Below are 14,960 nucleotides of genomic sequence, written 5' to 3' on the forward strand. Positions count from 1 at the left end.
TAACTACGCCCCGGTCGAGGCACCAGCCCGCTCGGCGGTCAGCAGCAGATACTCCCATTCCATGGAACCGTCGGCGGCCCGGAAGCGGCCGGCCAGCTCGTCGAGGGCCAGGTCGAGCGCGGCGGTGCGCTCGGGGTCGCCGGCCAGCGACCGGTAGACGGCGAGCGTGGGGCCGTAGTTCGTCTTGAAGTACTCCCGGAAGCCGTCCGGCTCCGCGAACCGCGCGACGCGCACGGACCCGGTGCGGGCGTTGACGCCGGCGACCCGGTCGCCGAGCAGCTCGCGCACGTGCGCCTCGTCGCCCCACAGCGGCGGCGGCTGCGCCCCGGGCGGCGGCGGGGCGTTGAACGGCTTCATCGCCGCGAACAGCTGCCCGACGAACCCGGCGGGGGTCCAGCTGAGCAGCCCGATCGTCCCGCCGGGCCGGCACACGCGGACGAGCTCGTCGGCGGCGGTGCGGTGGAACGGCGCGAACATCACCCCGACGCAGGACAGCACGGTGTCGAACTCGGCGTTGGCGAACGGCAGGTCCTCGGCGTCGGCCTCGACCCAGGCCAGCCGGGCGTCCTGTGTCGCGGCGAGCTTCTGTCCGGTTTCCAGCAGTTCCGGCGTGAGGTCACTCGCGGTGACGTCGGCGCCGGCGAGCGCGGCGGGGATGGCGGCGTTGCCGGTGCCGGCCGCGACGTCGAGGACCCTCTGCCCGGCGGCGACCCCGCAGGCCTCGACCAGTAATACGCCCAGCTCAGGGATGATGTCGGCGGCGACTGCGGCGTAGTCCCCGGAGGCCCAGACGGCGCGGTGCTTCTCCTTCAGTGGTGTCGTCATACCGCCACGCTAAGTACATCCGGGATGAGCCCTCCAGTACAAAATCTGTACTGGAACGCGGCGTAGCCGCGCGCCTACGCTGCCGGGCATGGGCGCGTCCTACTATCAGTTCTGCCCCGTCGCCAAGGCGATGGAGCTGCTCGACGAGCGCTGGACGATGCTGGTGCTGCGCGAGCTGATCGCCGGCAGCCGGCGCTTCAACGACCTGCGCCGCGGCCTGCCGCGCATGTCCCCGGCGCTGCTGTCCCGGCGGCTGCACCAGCTCACGGTCGCGGGCCTGATCCGGTCCGACGGCGGGCAGTACGCCCTCACCGACGCCGGCCTCGAGCTGGGCCCGATCCTGGAGGCGATCGGCGTGTGGGGCGCCCGCTGGATCGGCGAGATCGGCGACGCGGACCTCGACCCGAAGCTGCTGCTGTGGGACATGCACCGCCGCGTCGACCACGACGCCGTCCCGCCCGGCCGCTCGGTCGTGCACTTCGAGTTCACCGACGTGTCCGGGGCGGCACGGTACTGGTGGCTGGTGATCGCCGCCCGCGACGCCGACGTCTGCGACGCGGACCCGGGCTTCCCGGTGACGGTCACCGTCCACGGCACGTTGCGCCGCATGGTGGAGATCTGGCGCGGCGACGTGACCTGGCAGCACGCGCTGCGCGACGGCGCCGTGCGGCTCCTGGGCCCGGAGCCGGTCCGCCGGGCGCTGCCGCGCTGGTTCGCCCTGGCGTCGTACGCGACCGCGCCGCGCCCGGCCGTCGCGTGACCGGCCGCTACGCTTCGCTTCGAGCCGGTCACCATGGGCACGGTCCGGAGGGCGCGGGACCGGTGGCGGTTCAGCCGATGCCCCACTCCTTGAGGACCTCGGCGGTGTGCTGCCCGGGCAGCGGGGGCGGCCCCGCCGGCGCCGGGACCGGGTGCGAGAAGCGCGGAGCGGGCGCGGGTTGCGGTACACCATGAAGGGTGAGGAACGTGCCGCGGGCGGCGAGATGGGGGTCGGACCGCGCCTCGGTCAATGAGAGGACCGGGGCGACGCAGGCGTCCGTGCCGTCGAACAGCGCCGCCCACTCGTCCCGGGTCTTCTCCCGGAACGCGGCGGCGAAGCGCTCGCGCAGCGCCGGCCACCGCGCCACGTCGAACTGCTCGGGCAGGCCGGTGAGGCCGAGGCGGGCGACGAGCTCGGCGTAGAACTGCGGCTCCAGGGCGCCGACGGCGACGTGGCGGCCGTCGGCGGTCTCGTACACGTCGTAGAACGGGGCGCCGGTGTCGAGCAGGTTGACGCCACGCTCGTCGCGCCACAGGCCGGCGCCCAGCAGGCTGTGCAGGATCATGCCGAGATGCGCGGCGCCGTCGACGATCGAGGCGTCGACGACCTGGCCGCGGCCGCTGCGCAGCGCGGCGAGGATGCCGACGACCAGGTACAGCGCGCCGCCGCCGTAGTCGCCGAGCAGGTTGACCGGGACCTGCGGCGGCCCGCCGGCCCGGCCGATCGCGTGCAGGGTGCCGGTGCGGGCCAGGTAGGTGATGTCGTGGCCGGCGGACGCGGCGAGGGGGCCCTCCTGGCCCCAGCCGGTCATCCGGCCGTACACCAGCGTCGGGTTGCGGGCCAGGACCGGCTCGGGGCCGACGCCGAGGCGCTCGGCCACGCCGGGCCGGAAGCCCTCGATGAGCACGTGCGCGCGCTCGGCGAGGGCCAGCACGGTCTCGACGCCGGCGGGCTGCTTGAGGTCCACCTCGACGGACCGCTTGCCGCGGTTGACCAGGTCACCGGTGGGGGGCGGGCCGAGCGGCGAGCCGGGCCCGGGCCGGTCGACGCGCACCACGTCGGCGCCGAGGTCGGCCAGCATCATCCCGGCGAACGGGCCGGGACCGATCCCGGCCAGCTCCACCACTCGCAGGTCCCGCAGCGGTCCATCGCTCATGCCAGCAAGCTACCGCTTGGTCACCCGGCAGACGAAGACTCCCCAGCCGAGATATCTGCGTTGGTAGCGCAGGTGGGTGCGCCGGCAGGTCTCCAGGTACTCGCGCATCGCGGGCGCGTCGGGCGAGCCGGGGTTCTCGCGCAGCCAGTCCGAAACCGTCCACCACTGCGACGCGATGTACCGGTCCCAGCTGTCGGCGTCGGCGAGGACCATCTCGACGAGCTCCAGCCCGGCCGCCTCGATCCGGTCGAGCGTGCCCACCAGGGTCGTGAAGTCCTCCTTCGGGACGGCGAGTCCGGTGTACGCCTGGTCAGGAGTGTCGTCGGCCCAGTACGGCTCGCCGATGAGCAGCAGGCCGCCGGGGCGTACGACCCGGCGCATGAGCGCGACGGTGCCCGCCAGCCCGCCGCCGATCCAGGTGGCGCCGATGCAGGACACGACGTCGTACTCCGGATGATCGGGCTGGCCGGCCATCTCGGTCAGCACCTGCGCGGCCTCGCCCAGGGTGAACGTGACCCGGTCGGCCACACCGAGCTCGGCGGCGCGGGCCCGGGCGTCCGGCACGAACACCTCGCTGATGTCCACGCCGTGACCTTCGATGCCGTACGCGTCGGCCCACCGGCACAGCATCTCGCCCTTGCCGCTGGCGAGGTCGAGCTGCCGCTGCCCGGGCCGCAGCCGGCACACCTCTCCGAGCAGCATGAGCTTGTCCTCGGTGAACGGGTTGAGGATCCGGTGCCCGGCCTCGGCGATCTCGTGCATGCGCAGCACATCCATGCCCGCGACCGTGTCAGCGTTCAGGCACGCTGTCCACGCAATTCCGCCCGGCGGCCGCAGGCTTTCCATGACCTGCGACGGACGCCGATAAGTCCGGCGACTCCCCCACCGGACTTATCAGATATTTCATGATTTAGCGTGTTCCTGCCGTGCCAGATGGGTTTCGGCGGCCTGGCGCAGGTCGACGTCGTGGACGAGCACGCGGGCGGTGTCGTCGTCGAGGTCGCCGGAGATGATCGCGCCGACGATCGCGCCCCGCTGCGCGTCGAAGTCCTCCGTGGTCGGCGGGCCACCGTGGGTGACCGCCGCCTCGGCGATCGCCCGGCCGCGCTCCAGCAGCTCAGCGGCCCGGCGCCGCTCGCCGGCGGTGTCGATGTTCAGGCGGCGTACCAGCATCGGAATGGTCGTGCCCTGGATCAGCAGCGTGCCGAGGGTGACGAACAGGGCGATCGCCTGGATCGCGTCGCGGCCGGGGAACTCCTCGCCGTTACGCAGCGTGTGCGGTACCGCCGCTGCGGCCGCGAGGGTCAGGATGCCGCGCATGCCGGTCCAGCCCACGATGAGCGACTCGCGGCCGGTCGGCGCGCCGAGCGGCCCGCGCCACTCCCCGGCGGCCTGACCGAGCCGTCGCCGCCGGCTGCGGGCCTGCGCGCGGCGCTCGGCCCGGGCCCGGAACCGCGGGTCGGCGGCGATGCGGCGCTCGACCGCGCGCCGGCGCGCGGCCCACCAGGCGAAGAACAGCCACACGGCGCCGAGGCGGAACGCGATGACGGCCACCAGCAGTACCGCCGCGCTGATCAGCGTGATCGTCAGGCCCGGGCGGGCGGCGGCGTGGCCGAGGTCGGCGACGACGAACCGCAGCTGCAGCCCGATGTAGGCGAAGACGAACGTCTCGAGCAGGAAGTCGAACACCGGCCAGACGGCGTCCTCCTGCAGGCGGGTGCGGTATGCGCCGGGGTACTGGTGGCGGGGGTCCAGGGTCGCGTTGATGCTGAACGAGAACGCGGCGGCGACCACCGCGAGGATGCCGGAGGCGTGGATCTGCTCGGCGGCCAGGAATGCGGTGAACGGCAGCAGCAGCGCCAGCGACGTCTCCAGCACCGGGTTGTGCAGCCTCGGCCGCAGCCACAGCGCGATGACGGCGAACCCGAGGCCGACCGCGAGGCCGCTCACCACGGTGTACGCGAACAGCCCGAACGCGTTGTCGAACAGCGTCTCCCCGGCCCCGGCCGCCGCCGCGGCGAGCCCGAACAGTGTCAGCGCGGTGGCGTCGTTGACGAGGCTCTCGCCGGTGAGGATCGCCGTGACCCGCCGCGGCAGGCCCAGTTCGTCGCCGTGCGAGACGGTGGTGATGGTGTCCGGCGGGGCGAGCACGGCGCCGAGCAGCAGCGCCGCCGGCAGGCCGATCGAGGGCATGAGCCAGCTGCCGACGAGCCCGGCGACGCCGGTGGTGAGCACGACCAGCGTCACGCCGAGCGTCAGGATCGGGCGCAGGTTCTGCGAGAACCCGGACAGCGACGCGGCGCGGGTGGCGGAGTACAGCAGCGGGGGCACCACGACCGCGAGAACGAGCTCGCTGTGCAGTTCCAGCCGCGGTACCCCGGGAATGAACGACGCCGCCGCGGCCAGGATGACCACGACGAGCCCCGGCTGCACGCCCCGCCGATGCGCGAGCGCCGACACCGCGATGCCCCCGAGAATGATCAGCAGCAGCTGCACACCGTTCACGGGTGATCACCCTAGTGGCAGACCTTCCCTCGGCTGCCCGTTGCCTGTCGTCGCATCCGGCTCCTCTCGGTCGTGTGTTCTGACCGGGCGCCCCGTGCGCTGGGCACCTGTACTCATGGCGACTTCGTCTTCGTCGCTCTCGGTCGCCGGTTCGGTCCGGGCGTCGGTGCGCTGGGCGCCCGCGGTGACTTCGTCGCTCTCGGTGACCGGTTCCGCGCGGGCGCCGGTGCTCTGGGCGCCGATACTCGCGGTGACGACGAGTGCGATGCCCGCCACCGCGGCCAGCCCGGGCACCTGGCGCAGCACGAGCAGCCCGATGAGCAGGGCCGCGGCCGGTTCGAGGCTCATCAGCACGCCGAATGCGCCCGCGGTGAGCCGGCGCAGCGCGAGCAGCTCCAGGCTGAACGGGATCACCGGTACCAGCACCGCCAGCCCGAGGCCGGCCAGCGCGAGCTCCCACGTGAGGTGCGTGAACACGGCCGGCCCCGCGACCAGGGTGGCGACGAGCCCCGCGATCGGCATCGACACGGCGAGTCCGCGCAGCCCGCTGACCTCGTCGCCGACCCGCTGGGTGAGCACGATGTAAGCGGCCCAGCACACTGCGGCAGCGAGCGCGTAGCCGACCCCGACGAGGTCGACCCCTTGCCGCCACGGCTCGGTGAGCAGCGCGACCCCCGCCGCGGCGACGATCGGCCACGCCTTGGCGGAGCGCCGCCCGCGCACCACGGCGACGCCGAGCGGCCCGAGGAACTCCAGCGCGGTCGCGGTGCCCATGGGCAGGCGCGAGACGGCCGCCATGAACAGCGTGGTCAGCCCCGCGGTCGCGACCCCGAGCCCGGCGCAGGCCAGCAGCGCCCGCCTTCCGAAGTCCGCGGGTCGCGGCCGGACCAGCGCGAGCAGGATCAGGCCGCCCCAGACGAGCCGCAGCGCGGCCACGCCGGCGGGCCCGAGGTCGTCGAACAGCGGAACGGACGCGGCGAGCCCGAACTGGACGCAGAGGATCGACCCGACGGCCATCGCGGCGCCGGTGCGGTTGGTACCCATGGGCCCCAGTACACCCATCCGTACCGTTCATGTCCACGTGCTAATCATGGTCATACCGTTCGGGATTTGTGAACGGTACCGTTGGCGCATGGACACCCGACGGCTCCGCCTGCTGCTGGAACTCTCCCGCCGCGGCTCCATGCGCGAGGTCGCCGAGGAGCTGCACGTCACCACGTCCACCGTGTCGCAGCAGCTCGCGGTGCTGGCGAAGGAGGCGGGCGCGACGCTGATCGAGCCGGACGGCCGCCGCGTACGGCTCACTCCCGCCGGCCGCCGCCTGGCCGAGCACGCCGTGACGATCCTCGCCGCCGTCGAGGCCGCCCGCCTCGACCTGGACCCGGACGCCGAGCCGTCGGGGACACTGCGGGTCGCGGGTTTCGCCACCGCGGTACGCCGCTCGCTGCTCCCCCTCGTCGCCGAGCTCGCCGAGCGCCACCCACGCGTCCGGCTACTCATCCACGAACACGAGCCGGACGAGGCGTTCGCGCTCCTGGCCGCGGACGAGATCGACCTGGCGCTTACTTACGGTTACAACCTGGCTCCCGCCACGTTCGATTCCTCCGTTTCAGCGGTACCGCTCTGGTCGAGCTCCTGGGGCCTGGGCGTCCCGGCCACGTCCGCTCTCGCAACCACCTCGGCCTCGGCCACTTCCCCGGCCGCTCCCTCGTCCACTTTTCCCTCGTCCACTTTCCCGGAGGCCGCGTTTGCTACCGGCCTGTCCGCGGCCGCGGCTGTTCCGGGCTCATCGGCGGCCGCGGCTTTGCTGGGCTTGTCTTCGGCTGCGACTGTTCCGGGTTCGTCGGGGGTCGCGGTCGCAGGTCATGCCGCCCCTTCGGATGGCCTTCAGGAGTCCGCGCCTTCGGAGCCCGCCCGTGAGGCATCGACTGCCATCTTCGCCCGGTTCCGCGACGAGGACTGGATCGTCAACTCCCGTAACACCGCCGACGACCAGGCGGTTCGCACCATCGCCGGCATGGCGGGCTTCGAACCCCGCATCGCCCACCGCGCCGACAATCTCAATCTGGTCCAGGACCTGATCGTCGCCGGCCTGGGCGTCGGCCTGCTCCCGATGGAGTGGCCGACGATCCCTGGCGTCCGCATCCTGCCGCTGACCGACCCGCCCGTCACCATGCGCGCATACGCAGTGACCCGTCGTGGCCGCGCCTCATGGCCCCCGCTCGCCCTGCTGCTGAACCTGCTCCGGCGCCCCTCGCCGGCCCCGCCGCCCTACAGCGGGGCCGCCATGAACTCGTGAGCACCGCGCAACCGGGTGTGCAACAGCTCCTCGGCCATCCGCACGTCGAGCTGGACGTCACCCGGCCGCCCAGAGCCGGTAGCGGTCCGTAACCGCGCCGAGTCGAGGCCGTCCCGCTTCGCGACGAGCACCCCGAGTTCGTACCGGCTCGTCGCGTCCGGGCCGGCCACGTTGATCACCCCGTGGAAGTCCCCCGCCGCGACCTCGAGCAGCGCATCGGCGAGGTCGTCGACGTGGATCGGCTTGCGGATCTCGTCGGTGTACAGCGCCCCGTCGAGCCGCCCCGCTATCAGGTCGTACGTGAGCTGCTCATGCCCTCCGTTCCCGTCGGCGAGGATCAGCGAGGTACGCACGATCGCCGCCCCGGGCGCGATGGCTCTCACGGCGGTCTCCGCCGCCGCCTTGGCCGCCCCGTACCGATTCACCGGATCCGGCTCATCGCTCTCCGTGTACTCGCGCCCGGCTCGCCCGGAGAAGATCGCATCGCTGGAAACGTGCACGAGCCGCACCTGGTCGCCGCACGCCAGCGCCACGTTGGCCGCCCCGTCGGCGTTGATCGCCCAGTCGTTGCGGTCGCGTCCGGCGGCCGCATGAACAACGACGTCGGGCCGGACCAGTTCCACCGCGTGACGCACCGCATACCGATCGCGGATGTCGAGCCGCGCCCACGAGATCGCCTGATCGTCGGACTCATCGCGATCGTGTGGCCTGACGTGCGTGCCGAAGACGGTGTGTCCGGCGGCGGCGGCCCGCGCCGCGACCCGGCTGCCCAGCGATCCGGTCGCCCCGGTGATCAGGATTCGCGTCATGACCATCAGTAATACCGGAGAGCTATCCGGAGATCGCTCCGTGGCGTGACGTGACGCCCGACATCCCGCCCGTACGGTCCGCGCCATGACGACCGAACGTGACCGAGCCCTCGACGCCCTGCGCGCCATCGCGATCCTCGGCGTGGTGCTCGGCCACTGGCTGGTGACGGCCCTGGTCGTGGACGACGGCGGCTCGATCCGGGTGGCAAGCCCGCTGCGCGCGGTGCCGTGGCTCGCCCCGGCGTCGTGGCTGTTCCAGACGTTGGCGTTGTTCTTCTTCGTCGGCGGGCTCGTGGCCGCCCGCTCATCCATCGACCACTACGGCCGGTGGCTGCGCGCCCGCCTCGACCGCCTTTTCCGCCCGGTGGTGGCGCTGCTGGCCGTGTGGACCGCATTGGTCACCGCGGCGGCCATCTGGCACGCCGTAGCCGCCCCGCCCGCCGGCGCCCAGGATGCGTTCAGCGTCTGGTTGTCGATGCTCACCTCACACACAGTGCTGAAGCTGGTCGCCTCGCCGCTGTGGTTCCTGCTCGTGTTCGCCGCCCTGACCGCCGCGACACCGCTGGTCCGCCGCCTGCACCCCGCCTGGCCACTGACCGTCGTGGCCGCAGTCGACCTGATCCGCTTCGGCCTGGCTAAATTCGACTCGGCCAGCCCTGGCCTGAACGCGCTGGCCCGCTTCGGCCTGGCCAAACTCGACTCGGCCCACCCTGGCCTGAACGCGCTGGCCCACCTCGACCTGGACCACTTCGGCCCGGACCGCCTCGGCCTTGACCACTTCGAACTGGACGGAGCGGCCTGGGTGGACTGGGTGGGCTGGGTGAACCTGGCCGCCGGCTGGCTGGTGCCGTTCTGCCTTGGCGCGGCCTGGACGAGGGGCCGGTTCCGGTCCCGCACCAGCGCCTGGCTGATGCTGATCCTGGGCGCTGCGGCCACGGTAGTACTGACGCGCTGGTTCGGTTACCCGGTGTCCATGGTCGGCGTCCCCGGCCAGGGCGTGTCCAACCTCAACCCACCCACCCTGGCCGCGGTCACGTTCGGCATCGCCCAGTGCGGCGCAGCGCTACTGCTGATGCCAGTCCTGCGTCGCGTCATGCAGCGCCCAAAGCCGTGGCTCACTGTAGCGATCGTCAACCTCTCCGCAATGACGATCTTCCTGTGGCACCAGACGTCCCTGATCGCCGTGACCCTGCTGGCGCCGCCGGTCCAGCCGGGCCTGCACACCACCCCGCAGGATGCGTCCTGGCTGGTCGCGAGGTTGCTGTGGCTCCCGGTGTTCGCGGTGACGCTGGTGATCTGCTGGCTCCTGTTCCACCGCTTCGAACGCCGTCCAGGTCTTCCCTCGTCGCCCCTCTCGCTGTCGCGTCTCTCCCTGTCGACAGCCCCGCCCGCAACGCCACGGGGACCCGGGCGTTCCCTCGACTCCGGTTCGAGCGATACCAATGCTTCGGCGTGCTCGATCGCTGTCGGCGACGGGCCCCACACGACAACGCCGTCTACGAATGCCCGGAGCGCCACGTCGCTCTCGACCGGCTCGCCGTGTTGATGCCCGACCGCAGCGCGAGGTAGGGGCTGGCCCATGACGGCGCCGGCGGCGACCGACACCAGGATGCCGCCGTACAACGCGCCGCCGTACGGTCCTCGAGATGGTGGCCGGCAACGCAGCGCCGGACAGCACCCTCGGTAGTCGCACTCGACTCCCGCCGCCCGAGTGCCCTGGCGACGCCATCGGCCGACCGCAGCCCGTTGGAATCCTTACGTTCCGTTCCCAATATCGCGCCAAAAGTGACGATGTCTGGGCAGCGCTACCACCTGGCCACCCAATACGGTTTGTGACATGGGTCGACTGCCGGTGATCACCTTTCGACTGCCGTACTCGCAAGCCTCGACCGCTTTCCTCGCCGACCTGCGCACGCTGCTCGCCGACGTTCGCAATGCCTTCTCCGCTCCCGGCAGGCTCGAGCTCACGCCCCTGAGCCCGGCCGGCGCGCTGCCCGTCACCGCATTCGAGATCGCGAACATCGCGTCGCCGGAGGTGCGCCTTGGCGACGACTGGTCACTGGGCATCGACGCTGCGTCGTGGGTCGCCCCGCCCCGGTCCCCGATCGACCGAGCCGCACGCCCCGACGCGAGCCTGGCCCCTGCCATCGCTACTTCGCCGCAGTCCGGCGCCGGCCCGCTCCAGGCCGGTGATCGGCCCTCGCAGCGGGAGGTCGGCGAGGCCGCGGACTTGGAAGCCGGCATGGAAGCCGACGTGGTTCCGGGCGTTGACATGGCCGAGTTGACGCGCCGCCTGGCCGGTTACGTTCACGCCGTCGACCACACCGGCGTCAACATTCCGGCCGGTGTCGTTCCGGTCACGCGATGGCTCGACATCGTGCACTCGCTCGCCGCGATCTCCACTATGTATCGCTACCCGACCGGCGAACCGTGGCCGTTTGTGCTGCCGTCGACCGCAGCGGAGTTCGGCGACGACATCCGCGTTTTCGTCACCGGCCGCGAGCCGCGATTCGAGCTGGTCCACGACGAGTGGACGGCGCAGCCGTTGTGGCAGTTCGCGCTGTACACCGACCTGTCGAGGGCGGAGCTGGAGCAACGGTTCCCGGAGCCCGATGGCACCGCCTTCCCGGGTCTCGGCGAGGTGTTCCGGGCGGTCACCGTCCGTAGCCCGTGGCCCGGCCTGCAGGTCAGGTTCGACCTGTACTACCGCCACATCGGCGCGCCGACCGACTGGGAGACAGGGGAGTGGCTCGTCACCGCGGGCGGCCGAATCCGCGACGATCGCGGTGTGCGACACAGTGGCGCCTCGTGAGCGACCCGCGCGCGCCGGCTCGCACGGCTGACCCTGCGTGGCGGTCGTAGGAGCATGCCGAGACTCCGCCGAGCACTGCTCACCGTCGCCGCATGCCTACTCGCCGGAGTTGGGCTGTTCCTGGCGTACCTGCGCATGGCCCGCGCGGTCACGGTGAACAGTGACGGGGCCAGCAACGCGTTGCAGGCCTGGGACCTGTTCCACGGCAACCCGCTCCTGCATGGCTGGACGCTGTCCGACGTGTCGTTCTACCCGACGGAGTTGATCCAGTACGGGCTGATACAGCTCGTCACCGGCGTCACCACCGATCAGATCCATGTCGCCGCTGCCACTACCTGGACACTCGTGGTGATCCTGGCGGGATGGCTCGCGCGGTCCGTCGCGCTCGGCCACGGCGACACGGCGTCCTGGTCGTCGAGGCCGGTGTCCTCCGCGGGTGACAGGACCCCCTCTCGCAGCGACCCGGTTGACGTTGCCGTCGCGGGCGGCGATCAGGTTGCCGTCCGCAACGACGATCCGGTGGACGTCCACGACGGCGCCGCCCTTGGGGCGAACGCACCCGGCTCACCGCCGGCCGGATTGCCCGACGAGGTTCACGGAGGCGCACCGCAGGTACCCGGAGGCTCGACCGCACCACCAACCGGTGATCGAGTCACGACGTTCGGCGGATCCGGGGCGTTGGTCGCGGCTCCAGGCGCCCCGCTCGGCCGGGCTCGGCTCCGACGGGCCGTGGCTGGGATCGCGCGCAGTGGCTGGCTGCCGGTCGCGATCGTGGTCGCGTTCCTGCTGGTGCCGGCGCCGGGCGTCGGGTACCAGACCTTGTTGTCCTCGCCGAATCACACCGGCTCCGCGGTGCCGCTGCTGCTCGCATGGCTCCTACTGGATCGGGCTCGTCACCGTCCGTGGATGCCGTACGCGATCGCGATGGTGCTCGCCTGGGGAGCGCTCGGTGATCCGCTGGTCACGTTCGTCGGCGCGGCGCCGCTGACCGCGGTTTCCCTGCTGCGTGCCCTGCGTCGGCGTCGGGCCCGCGGCGTCGACGCCCGGCTCGCCCTTGCGGGGCCGGCCTCGGTGGTGCTGTCGCATGCGGGGCTTTGGCTGATCGAACGCGTCGGCGGGTTCCATGCGCCACGGCCGCCGATTCGGTTGTCGCCGCTGTCGGAGTGGTCGGAGCGCGCCGGGACCGTGGCGCGGATGGCCGGCTTCCTGTTCGGGACGAATCGTCCCGGCGTGCAGGGACGCTGGCTGGAGGGCGCACTACAGGCGGTACACCTGCCGGGTCTTGTTCTTGCGCTGGCGGCGCTGTCACTGACCGTGGTCGCGTTGGCGCGCGGCACCGCGGACCGGGTCGACGCCGTACTGGCGGCGGCCATCCTGTGTGACATCGGCGCGCAGATCGTGTCGACGCTGCCGATCGACCGGCTCGCGACGCGTGAGATCGCACCGGTACTGCCGATGTCCGCCGTCCTCGCCGCCCGGCTCGTGGGGCGACGGTTGTCGCGCCCCGCCCCGGCCTCAGACTTTGCAGACGGTCGAGACCAGGGGGAGCCAGACGGTCCGGACGGGCAAGAGCGGAACGGTGCGGACCAGCACGAACCGAATGGTCCGCGTTGGCGCGAGCCGAACGGTCCGGACGGGCAAGAGCGAAACGGTGCGGACCATCGCGAACCGAGCGGCCCGCGTCAGCAAGAGCCGATCGGTCCGGACCAGCGCGAGCCGTCTGGCTACGCCACTCCGACGGCACAGCGCCCAGCCGGCCCGGTTCCGCGCTTCGCGCGAGCCAGGGCAGGCGCGACCGGTCGACTGCGGTCACACGTCGTCGGCGCCGGTCCGCGGCTGGCGTCGGCCGGGCTGGGGTTGCTGGCGGTGATGCTCGCCGTGCAGCTGGTCGCGCTGGTGGGCTACGCCCCGCCGCGCGCGGAGCCGATCGAGGGCCAGGAGGCCGCGGATTGGCTGCAGCGTCAGGGCCTGCGATACGGGCTCGGCTCCTACTGGGTGTCGAACAACATCACCGTCGGCACGTCACGAAACGTCACCGTGGTGCCGACGCTCAGTGGCGCCGGCAAGCTGATCGGGATGTGTTGGCAGACGCACACCGGCATGTACGACGCGTCCGCCCACGATGCACGGTTCGCGCTGCTGGAGCAGCAGCGCCCGATGTACGGCACCGTCGCCGACGTGCTGAGGCAGTTCGGGCCGCCGGTGCTGCGACATGACATCGGCGGGTACGCGATCCTCGTGTACGACCGGAACCTGCTCCGGGGCTTCAGCGCGACCTGCTGACCGCGCCACGCCGGACCAGGGCGCCGGCACGCCGACTGTCGGTGACGACAAATCGGGCAGAAGCGGGCCGCCGACCTGGGCCCGGAGCCGAATCGACACGCTGCGTGACCTGCGGCGGCGCGGGTGCTCGCCGCCACCGTCCGGCGGTGTACAGCGGGCGGGGATACGCTGGTGGTGAGTACGGACGGCGTGGTTGTCATGGTGTTGTTGATCTTTTTGATCGTGTTGGCGATCGTCGGGTTCTCGGCTAGCGCCCGGATCGTCCGGCAGTATGAGCGCGGTCTGGTCTTCCGGCTGGGGCGGCTGCGGGAGGCCACGCGCGGGCCGGGGCTGTGCATGATTCTGCCGGTGCTCGACCGGATGCAGCGGGTAAGCCTGCAGATCGTCACGTTGCCGGTACCGGCGCAGGACGGGATCACGCGGGACAACGTCACGGTCACGGTGGACGCGGTGGTGTACTTCCGGGTCGTCGACCCGGTCCGGGCCGTCGTCAACGTGCAGGACTACATGTTCGCCGTGCTCCAGGTGGCGCAGACGTCATTGCGGTCGATCATCGGCAAGAGCGACCTCGACGAGCTGCTGACCAACCGTGAGCGGCTCAACCAGGGCCTCGAGGTCATGATCGACAGCCCGGCGATCGAGTGGGGTGTGCACATCGACCGGGTGGAGATCAAGGACGTGTCGCTGCCGGAGTCGATGAAGCGGTCGATGTCCCGCCAGGCGGAGGCCGAGCGCGAGCGGCGCGCGCGGATCATCACCGCCGACGGCGAGTTGCAGGCGTCGCGCAAGCTGGCCGATGCGGCGGCCGCGATGGGGCAGACGCCGACGGCGCTGCAGCTGCGGCTGCTGGAGACGGTCGTCGAGGTGGCCGCCGAGAAGAACTCCACGGTGGTACTGCCGTTCCCGGTCGAGCTGCTGCGCTTCCTCGACCGCCAGGCGCAGGCGCCCGCCACCGAGCCGTCAGGCGTCGAGCTTTCCACGCGACCGTCACATGTCCAGGCCGCGTGATCACTTCGGCACTTTCGCTGATCTAGACGAAAGTTAGTGCATCTTTACACCGAAGCTCTGGACAGCCCGAGCGGAAGTCTCCTACTGTGTGCAGCACAACACGGCGCGTTGCGATCGTGTTACCGAGCTGTGTCGCGCACAACGCAGCGGCACCCGGAGCTCTCCGGGAACGCGGTGCAGAGGGTCCGGCCGTGGGACACCCCGCGGCCGGGGCGCCGCAGACCGGGGCGGTCGGCCGGTGCGGTCGGGATCGGGATTCCCGGCCGCACCGGAGACTGCACGACCCTCCATCGACACAGCCGCCGGCGAGTAACGCCGGCAGTCTCCGGCGCGCTCCTTCACTAGGCGCAGACCACTCTCGGCAACTTCCGCCCGGGTGTGGCTAACTTTTTGCATTCTTAACAGAAGTTTGGTCGTCCACAAGCCAACTTTTGTCGAGTCAACTCTTTCTTTCGAAAGATGTGACGTATACGGTGACGGCTATGCGTTGACCGAGCCAGTCG

At 71.6% G+C, this 14,960-nt stretch carries 12 protein-coding genes; 6 read left to right on the forward strand and 6 right to left on the reverse strand.

Going from position 1 to position 14,960, the window contains the following annotated elements:
* Window positions 1-3: 3 nt before the first annotated feature.
* Entirely contained in the window at window positions 4-825 is an 822-nt protein-coding gene (locus tag ACGFI8_RS19380) for a class I SAM-dependent methyltransferase (protein ID WP_392806602.1), read from the reverse strand.
* Between the two features lie 88 nt (window positions 826-913).
* Here ACGFI8_RS19380 and ACGFI8_RS19385 point away from each other — a divergent pair, with 88 nt between their 5' ends.
* Complete coding sequence (locus ACGFI8_RS19385) at window positions 914-1,585, forward strand: winged helix-turn-helix transcriptional regulator (protein WP_392806604.1); 672 nt, start codon at window positions 914-916, stop codon at window positions 1,583-1,585.
* Window positions 1,586-1,655: 70 nt separating this feature from the next.
* On the opposite strand, the gene ACGFI8_RS19390 is transcribed toward ACGFI8_RS19385, so the two are convergent.
* The 4 genes from ACGFI8_RS19390 to ACGFI8_RS19405 form a co-directional block, all read right to left on the reverse strand.
* Window positions 1,656-2,741, reverse strand: a complete 1,086-nt coding sequence (locus ACGFI8_RS19390) for a CaiB/BaiF CoA transferase family protein (protein WP_392806606.1) — start codon at window positions 2,739-2,741, stop codon at window positions 1,656-1,658.
* A gap of 9 nt (window positions 2,742-2,750) precedes the next feature.
* Window positions 2,751-3,518 carry an SAM-dependent methyltransferase gene (locus ACGFI8_RS19395; protein WP_392806608.1) on the reverse strand — a complete coding sequence of 256 codons (768 nt, stop codon included), beginning with the start codon at window positions 3,516-3,518 and terminating at the stop codon, window positions 2,751-2,753.
* 126 nt (window positions 3,519-3,644) lie between these two features.
* The gene (locus ACGFI8_RS19400) at window positions 3,645-5,246 is read right to left on the reverse strand and encodes a cation:proton antiporter (protein ID WP_392806610.1); all 1,602 of its coding nucleotides are present in this window, start codon (window positions 5,244-5,246) and stop codon (window positions 3,645-3,647) included.
* A gap of 6 nt (window positions 5,247-5,252) precedes the next feature.
* Window positions 5,253-6,290, reverse strand: coding sequence for a DMT family transporter (locus ACGFI8_RS19405; protein ID WP_392806612.1), 1,038 nt, complete (start codon window positions 6,288-6,290; stop codon window positions 5,253-5,255).
* An 88-nt stretch (window positions 6,291-6,378) separates the two neighbouring features.
* Here ACGFI8_RS19405 and ACGFI8_RS19410 point away from each other — a divergent pair, with 88 nt between their 5' ends.
* Window positions 6,379-7,545 carry a LysR family transcriptional regulator gene (locus ACGFI8_RS19410; RefSeq protein ID WP_392806614.1) on the forward strand — a complete coding sequence of 389 codons (1,167 nt, stop codon included), beginning with the start codon at window positions 6,379-6,381 and terminating at the stop codon, window positions 7,543-7,545.
* Here the strand turns inward: ACGFI8_RS19410 and ACGFI8_RS19415 are convergent.
* Window positions 7,518-8,354, reverse strand: coding sequence for an SDR family oxidoreductase (locus ACGFI8_RS19415; protein WP_392806616.1), 837 nt, complete (start codon window positions 8,352-8,354; stop codon window positions 7,518-7,520). The two genes, ACGFI8_RS19410 and ACGFI8_RS19415, sit on opposite strands and share 28 nt — an antisense overlap.
* An 85-nt stretch (window positions 8,355-8,439) precedes the next feature.
* Between ACGFI8_RS19415 and ACGFI8_RS19420 the strand changes: the two genes are divergently transcribed.
* The 4 genes from ACGFI8_RS19420 (at window position 8,440) to ACGFI8_RS19435 (ending at window position 14,457) form a co-directional block, all read left to right on the forward strand.
* Entirely contained in the window at window positions 8,440-9,900 is a 1,461-nt protein-coding gene (locus ACGFI8_RS19420) for an acyltransferase (protein WP_392806617.1), read from the forward strand.
* Window positions 9,901-10,191: 291 nt separating this feature from the next.
* Complete coding sequence (locus tag ACGFI8_RS19425; RefSeq protein ID WP_392806619.1) at window positions 10,192-11,166, forward strand: hypothetical protein; 975 nt, start codon at window positions 10,192-10,194, stop codon at window positions 11,164-11,166.
* A gap of 135 nt (window positions 11,167-11,301) precedes the next feature.
* On the forward strand, window positions 11,302-13,449 hold the full coding sequence (locus ACGFI8_RS19430) for a hypothetical protein (protein WP_392806621.1): 2,148 nt from the start codon (window positions 11,302-11,304) through the stop codon (window positions 13,447-13,449).
* Between the two features lie 198 nt (window positions 13,450-13,647).
* On the forward strand, window positions 13,648-14,457 hold the full coding sequence (locus ACGFI8_RS19435; RefSeq protein WP_392806906.1) for a slipin family protein: 810 nt from the start codon (window positions 13,648-13,650) through the stop codon (window positions 14,455-14,457).
* Window positions 14,458-14,960: the final 503 nt, after the last annotated feature.

The sequence above is a fragment of the Dactylosporangium sp. NPDC048998 genome (genome assembly GCF_043197855.1).
Lineage (GTDB): Bacteria > Actinomycetota > Actinomycetes > Mycobacteriales > Micromonosporaceae > Dactylosporangium.

Coding starts and splice junctions, on each gene's coding strand:
- ACGFI8_RS19380 (WP_392806602.1), bottom strand. CDS start 825: ATGACGACACCACTGAAGGAGAAGCACCGCGCCGTCTGGGCCTCCGGG.
- ACGFI8_RS19385 (WP_392806604.1), top strand. CDS start 914: ATGGGCGCGTCCTACTATCAGTTCTGCCCCGTCGCCAAGGCGATGGAG.
- ACGFI8_RS19390 (WP_392806606.1), bottom strand. CDS start 2,741: ATGAGCGATGGACCGCTGCGGGACCTGCGAGTGGTGGAGCTGGCCGGG.
- ACGFI8_RS19395 (WP_392806608.1), bottom strand. CDS start 3,518: ATGGATGTGCTGCGCATGCACGAGATCGCCGAGGCCGGGCACCGGATC.
- ACGFI8_RS19405 (WP_392806612.1), bottom strand. CDS start 6,290: ATGGGTACCAACCGCACCGGCGCCGCGATGGCCGTCGGGTCGATCCTC.
- ACGFI8_RS19410 (WP_392806614.1), top strand. CDS start 6,379: ATGGACACCCGACGGCTCCGCCTGCTGCTGGAACTCTCCCGCCGCGGC.
- ACGFI8_RS19415 (WP_392806616.1), bottom strand. CDS start 8,354: ATGACGCGAATCCTGATCACCGGGGCGACCGGATCGCTGGGCAGCCGG.
- ACGFI8_RS19420 (WP_392806617.1), top strand. CDS start 8,440: ATGACGACCGAACGTGACCGAGCCCTCGACGCCCTGCGCGCCATCGCG.
- ACGFI8_RS19425 (WP_392806619.1), top strand. CDS start 10,192: ATGGGTCGACTGCCGGTGATCACCTTTCGACTGCCGTACTCGCAAGCC.
- ACGFI8_RS19430 (WP_392806621.1), top strand. CDS start 11,302: ATGGCCCGCGCGGTCACGGTGAACAGTGACGGGGCCAGCAACGCGTTG.
- ACGFI8_RS19435 (WP_392806906.1), top strand. CDS start 13,648: ATGGTGTTGTTGATCTTTTTGATCGTGTTGGCGATCGTCGGGTTCTCG.